Consider the following 5190-nt stretch of genomic DNA (forward strand, 5'->3'; position numbering starts at 1 on the left):
TAGAGAATAACTAGTAAGCACACCTACTACAAGAAAACCAGACACACATTTTGACACCTGAGAAAATACCTTTTTCATAATCACTCCTAAATTTAAAATAATGTTTAATTGTAACAAAAAAATTGTAAATTCAACAAAGTTTTATTAATAATTTATTGTAAAAAAATTCTAAGCTTGTGTAAAATTGTTACTTAAAGACCATATTATTATATTTGCTTAGTATTTTATTGTTTGTTTATCGAAATATACATCAAATCAAGAAAAATCAATAAAACATTATTTTTAAAGATAATTTGATTTAAGACAGTTTAATTTGATACAAGATCATTAAAGTATAGAGAACAAAATGAAAAATAAATATATGATACATTCTTAAATTGTCTCAAAAGAAATTTAAGAAATTACGAAGTATTTTTTACTTTCTTAAGCCTCTTGTTTCTTTGCAAGAAGCTTTGATTTAGAGGCAAAAAACATTCAACTTTGCAAAATTTCTTGTGTGTGTGTGAATGCAATTTTGCGTGAAATTTAAAATTTTGATAGCCAAAGAGTGTGAAAAAATCAGCAAAACAACGTTTCTTTAGAAAATGAGCGGTTGAAGAGGGTGAGAGTTATTTTTTACAATGCTTGGCTCATAACTGTGTAGTAGAAGGTGCAAAAGTGTGCGTGGTAAGCGTGGGCGTGGGGCTGGCAATAAGACGCTTATGTTTTTACTTCGTGCTATGTATCTTGCAACTTTGCGAGAAGGTATGCTAAAACGCAACGGCTATGTTTATACGCAGGTGGTTAACATTACTTGTTTAAAGAATTACTACCTATCATAAGGGACTGTTCAGAGCTTAACGAGTGCGAGATTTACAGAAAAGCTTCAAAACCTACGGTGCCTTGGTGGATTTTTTGCTTCGTTTCGTCTTGTAGCTGCGTAGTAGAAGGAACAAAGGCACACTGTAAAGTAAAGCACACTAAATTCGAATTTGCAAAGGGACATAACTACATAAACGAAATTGTGAATTTTTTGCTACGAGTCTTGCAACTGTAAGCAGAAGAGGCTTTGCAAGATTTAGTTTAGCTAAATTTAAAAGCACAAAAAAGAAAATCTTGTCCTTCATTTAAAGAAAACAGAATTAAGACGAAAAATTTAGGACAAAATTCTTATCAAATTTTATTAAAGTTGATAAGCCAAAATCCTATTAGAGTATCTTGAGCTTAAATTTAAGTAAAATAAATTCAAGCTAGGCTAAAAAACCCTCCACTTCAAGCCTCTTAAATTCAACTCAGATTCAAAAACCCAAAGCCACAAAAAATATTCAAACTCCCACAAAAGCCCATCAAAAGCCTCAAATTCACAAAAAAGCCTCAAATATTTAACAAGGCCTAGAAAGGCTACTCAAAAAGAATTCAACTCAGCTTCGCAAAAGCCTTAAATTCAAGGTATCTCCCACAAAAAAGCCACAAAGCCTCTCAAAAAATTCAAGTTATGCTCAAAATTTCAAAGCCTAAGTATAATAAAATTTAAGGCTTTAAGTTATAAAAACTTCAAGCCAACTTCAAAAAATTCAAAGCCTCAAAGCCACTCAAAAAATCCTTAAATTCAAACCACAACAAAGCCTTAAATTCAAGGCTCCGCAAAAAAAAGCCTTAAATTCAAAGTCCCCAAGCCCCCAGCCTAGAATTTCTTCTTCTTAACATCATCATAGATGTTTTTAGCTATTGAGCTAACGCTATCTGAGATCAAAGATGAGTCATTTGCAATTCTAACATTATCTTGGGTTGAAGTTTCTATGGCTGCTACTGCGTCATTTATCTGAGTGATTCCAGCGGTTTGTTCTTTGATGCTCTCAGCCATATCGTTTATGCTTTGAACTAGCAAGTTTGTATTTGCTTCAATTTCACTTAAAGATTTTTGCGTCTTTTCTGCTAGCTTTCTAACCTCATCAGCTACCACAGCAAAGCCTCGTCCGTGCTCACCAGCCCTTGCTGCCTCAATAGCTGCATTTAGGGCTAAAAGATTAATTTGATCGGCTATGTCGCCAATTATGCCTGTTACATTTTTTATCTCCTCACTTTGAGCTATTACTTCTGTTGTTTTAGTGGAGACATTTTGCATTGAAGAGGTAATTTCCTCAAGGGCTGCTGCTGTTTCTTCAAGTGAGTGTGCTTGAGAATTTGAGCTTTCTGTTAATGCCTTTACAGCCTCGCTTAATCTTGTGCTTTCACTATTTAGAGCATCAGCAAACTCAGCCGAGGTTTTAAGCATATTTGCTATTTCATCACCTAGGGTGTTGGTAACTTGCTCCACCCTACCCCTTGCATTTGCAACCCTTGTGCTAAAATCAAGCCTTGTAAAGCTATCAAAGACACGGTTTAGCTCGTGTAGATCATTACCAACTGATGCTGAAAGTAGCTCTAAAAGCTCATTTACAGACTGTTTTAGGGCGTTAAGCTGAGGATTTGAGCCATCAAGGGAGATTCTTTTTGTAGCGTGTCCTTCTTTTGCGTGATTTATGGCATCAAGGGCTTCTTGGACAAGCTTTGTGTCTTTTGAGACATTATTAGCCGTTCTTTTTATGTTTTCATTAATAACAGTAGCCATTTGTCCTAATTCATCGCTACTGTTTAATAAAAGAGGCTTTGGGGCTTCTTTTAGCTCGTGGTTTATGTATTTGAAAAAATTAAACATTAAATCCTTGATCCTCTCCACAGGAGAGATGAATTTTTTGATAATAAAAAAGAGTATGATAGCACCAAGAACTATAAAGATCAAGGATACAATGATGCTATACATAAAATTTTCATTCAAGGCATCAGTATGATCGCTTCTTAATGCACTAACTACAACAGTCCAGCCAAAGGGAAGCTGTTTGTAAAAGCTTACTCTTTGCCTTGATTTATCATCTAGGTAATCATACTCTCCTTCTGATGAGGTTTTAAGCTTGTTTTGAAGTTCTTGCTCTTGGGGGGATAACTCCTTTTTTGCTACTATGGCTGGATCCTTGTGAGAAAAGATCTTGCCTACATTATCGGTTACATAAATGCTCATGCTAGGAAGCTCAGCCCTTTCAAACACAGCAAATCTATCTTGAAACTTATCCACAAAGGTATCTATGCCTAAGATGCCTATTAATTGACCGTTTTTATAAAGCGGATAGGTTACAGTAGTAACCATTAGCCCCGCATAAATACCTGAGACATTCTCATAAACAGAGGTGGTTATGCTTTTTTTCTCTCTTTTGCTTTCTTGATACCAAGGCCTTGTGCGGTAATCAATATGCTCAAAATCATAGCCATTAACTAGCTTTGGATTTAAATCATTTGGATCAAAGTCTCTATTGATAAACTTGCCATTTTCCTCATATGCAAGATAAATGCTTGGATACTTAGTAAGCTTAATGATAGAATCAAAAACCGTTCTTATAAAAACTATGTCATTTAGATCCCCAGCCAATAGGATCTCAGCCACAGCCTCTAAGTGATGAATGGCTTGTTCGTGATCCACATTTAGGGTCCCATAAGCGGCAGCCAAAGCACCCTTTTGTATGCTAGCATAAAGATCGCTAATGTCATTAGCACTTTCTTTATAATTAAAAATGGCACTTAAGGCACTAAAAATGGCAAAAACAAGGACTATATACACAAGGAGTTTGCTAGCAAGGGAGGTTTTTTTCATTGATTTTCCTTAATTTAAACGAAACATTATATTATTATTTTTTTTTTTTTTGTCAAGTAAAATTAAAATTTTCTTAAAAAGTTTCGTGAAACTGTGTATAAATTCACATAAATTTAAAATTCATTAGGCTTAAAATAAATTTAATGTGAATTTAAAATAGCTAGAATTTAAATGATCTTAGCTAGGCTTGGTTTGGTTAAATTTATTAGCCAAAAAAATTGCTTTTTTGTCAAAGGCATTGATCTTTGCTTATCTTTAAATGTAAGGCAGCTATAAATTCAAGCCTTGTTTAAATTAAATGCTAGATCTTGTTTTTCAAGGCAAAAAAGAAGTAAAAAGAAAGCAAGATAAGGAAGTGTAAAGTAGAGCATAAAAAGTATTTGTTGAGGTGAAATACTTTGTGCTTTGAGTAAGAATTTTGGCTCAATTAAACTTAAACCAAAGGGTTTTTAAGTTAACGCCTATGAAAAACAAAGGCGATTGATACTTTTAGCTGATATAATTACAGCCCAAAGCTTGGTAAAATCGATGTTAGTAGATATTTTTGCCCTATATTTTTGAGCGGAAATTTTAGCAATTTTAGAGTGCTTTTGTGCTGATATTTGCGTAAGCAAAATCGCTGTTTTGTGCAAGGTTTCTCGCCCTTGTGTTAATAGAATAGTGCAGCAAGCTTTTGATAGCCAAAGAATGCGAAAAAATCAGCAAGATGAAGTTTCTTTAGAAAATGAGCGGTGAGATTGAAGTTGATGAAAGTTATTTCGGAGCAAAAAGGGTGCGTGGAAAGCGTGGACATGGGACTGGCAAGAAAACGCCTGTGTTTTTACTTCGTTACGCCTCTTGTAACTGCAAGCAAAAGGTTTGCTAAAACGCAATCGCACGAGTTTATACGCTAAAACACTTGCTCTGCCAAAGAATTGTTGCCGATTATAAAGGACTTTTCAGAGCTTGAAGAAAGTGAAATTTACAGCGATGGACTAAAATCCTATGATGGTTTGGTGGATTTTTTGCTTCGTTTTGTCTTGCAACTTTGCAAGAAGGTGCAAAGGCACATTGCAAAGTAAAGCACACTAAATTTGAGTTTGCAAAGGGACATAACCACATAAACGAAATTGTGAATTTCTTGGGTTTTGCGAAGGTTAGCTTAGGTCAGTTTCACGGCAAGAGAATTTTTCTATTTACATTTGAAAGAGAGTGAATTTCGATCTAATGTCAAGGTTAAAAACGAAAATTTGTATAAAATTTTGTTAAAATGGCTTAGGAAAAATCCTAGGTCATTTTAGCTAAAAGTATCAATCGCCAATTTTATTGACATTTATTAAAATTGATAAGCCAAAATCCTATTAAAGTATATTAAGCCCAAAAAATAATATAAGCCTTCAAGCACTAAGACTATATTAGCCTAACAATTTTTAAAAACAAACAAGCATAAGGATTATAAAAGGATTATAAAAGGATTATAAAAGGATTATAAAAGGATTATAAAATGACTAAAAAAATTCACAAAGCCTCCTTTGATCCTATGCTGT

5 protein-coding genes and 2 pseudogenes are annotated in these 5190 nt (G+C 34.0%); 4 read left to right on the forward strand and 3 right to left on the reverse strand.

The window, feature by feature from the left end; genetic code table 11:
- Positions 1–659: 659 nt before the first annotated feature.
- Together DMC01_RS13895 and DMC01_RS11855 are read left to right on the forward strand one after the other, a co-directional pair.
- Positions 660–821 carry a hypothetical protein gene (locus tag DMC01_RS13895; RefSeq protein ID WP_185908920.1) on the forward strand — a complete coding sequence of 54 codons (162 nt, stop codon included), beginning with the start codon at positions 660–662 and terminating at the stop codon, positions 819–821.
- Entirely contained in the window at positions 794–1036 is a 243-nt protein-coding gene (locus tag DMC01_RS11855) for a hypothetical protein (protein ID WP_142694407.1), read from the forward strand. The genes DMC01_RS13895 and DMC01_RS11855 overlap by 28 nt, the downstream gene beginning before the upstream one ends.
- Before the next feature lie 198 nt (positions 1037–1234).
- Here the strand turns inward: DMC01_RS11855 and DMC01_RS16110 are convergent, their stop codons facing one another.
- The 3 genes and pseudogenes from DMC01_RS16110 to DMC01_RS16905 all read right to left on the reverse strand — a co-directional run.
- On the reverse strand, positions 1235–1357 hold the full coding sequence (locus DMC01_RS16110) for a hypothetical protein (protein WP_282432319.1): 123 nt from the start codon (positions 1355–1357) through the stop codon (positions 1235–1237).
- 306 nt (positions 1358–1663) lie between these two features.
- Positions 1664–2782 carry a methyl-accepting chemotaxis protein gene (locus DMC01_RS16900; RefSeq protein WP_427846131.1) on the reverse strand — a complete coding sequence of 373 codons (1119 nt, stop codon included), beginning with the start codon at positions 2780–2782 and terminating at the stop codon, positions 1664–1666.
- A 54-nt stretch (positions 2783–2836) separates the two neighbouring features.
- A pseudogene (locus tag DMC01_RS16905) lies at positions 2837–3664 on the reverse strand (PDC sensor domain-containing protein); the annotation flags it as partial.
- A gap of 567 nt (positions 3665–4231) precedes the next feature.
- Here DMC01_RS16905 and DMC01_RS16910 point away from each other — a divergent pair.
- Positions 4232–4484 (forward strand): annotated as a pseudogene (locus tag DMC01_RS16910) (IS1595-like element ISIse1 family transposase); the annotation flags it as partial.
- 97 nt (positions 4485–4581) lie between these two features.
- Positions 4582–4725 (forward strand): hypothetical protein, encoded by a 144-nt coding sequence (locus DMC01_RS15485; RefSeq protein ID WP_246059223.1) that lies wholly within the window; start codon positions 4582–4584, stop codon positions 4723–4725.
- The last annotated feature ends 465 nt before the right edge of the window (positions 4726–5190 follow it).

Source organism: Campylobacter troglodytis (assembly GCF_006864425.1).
Taxonomy (GTDB): Bacteria; Campylobacterota; Campylobacteria; order Campylobacterales; family Campylobacteraceae; genus Campylobacter_D; species Campylobacter_D troglodytis.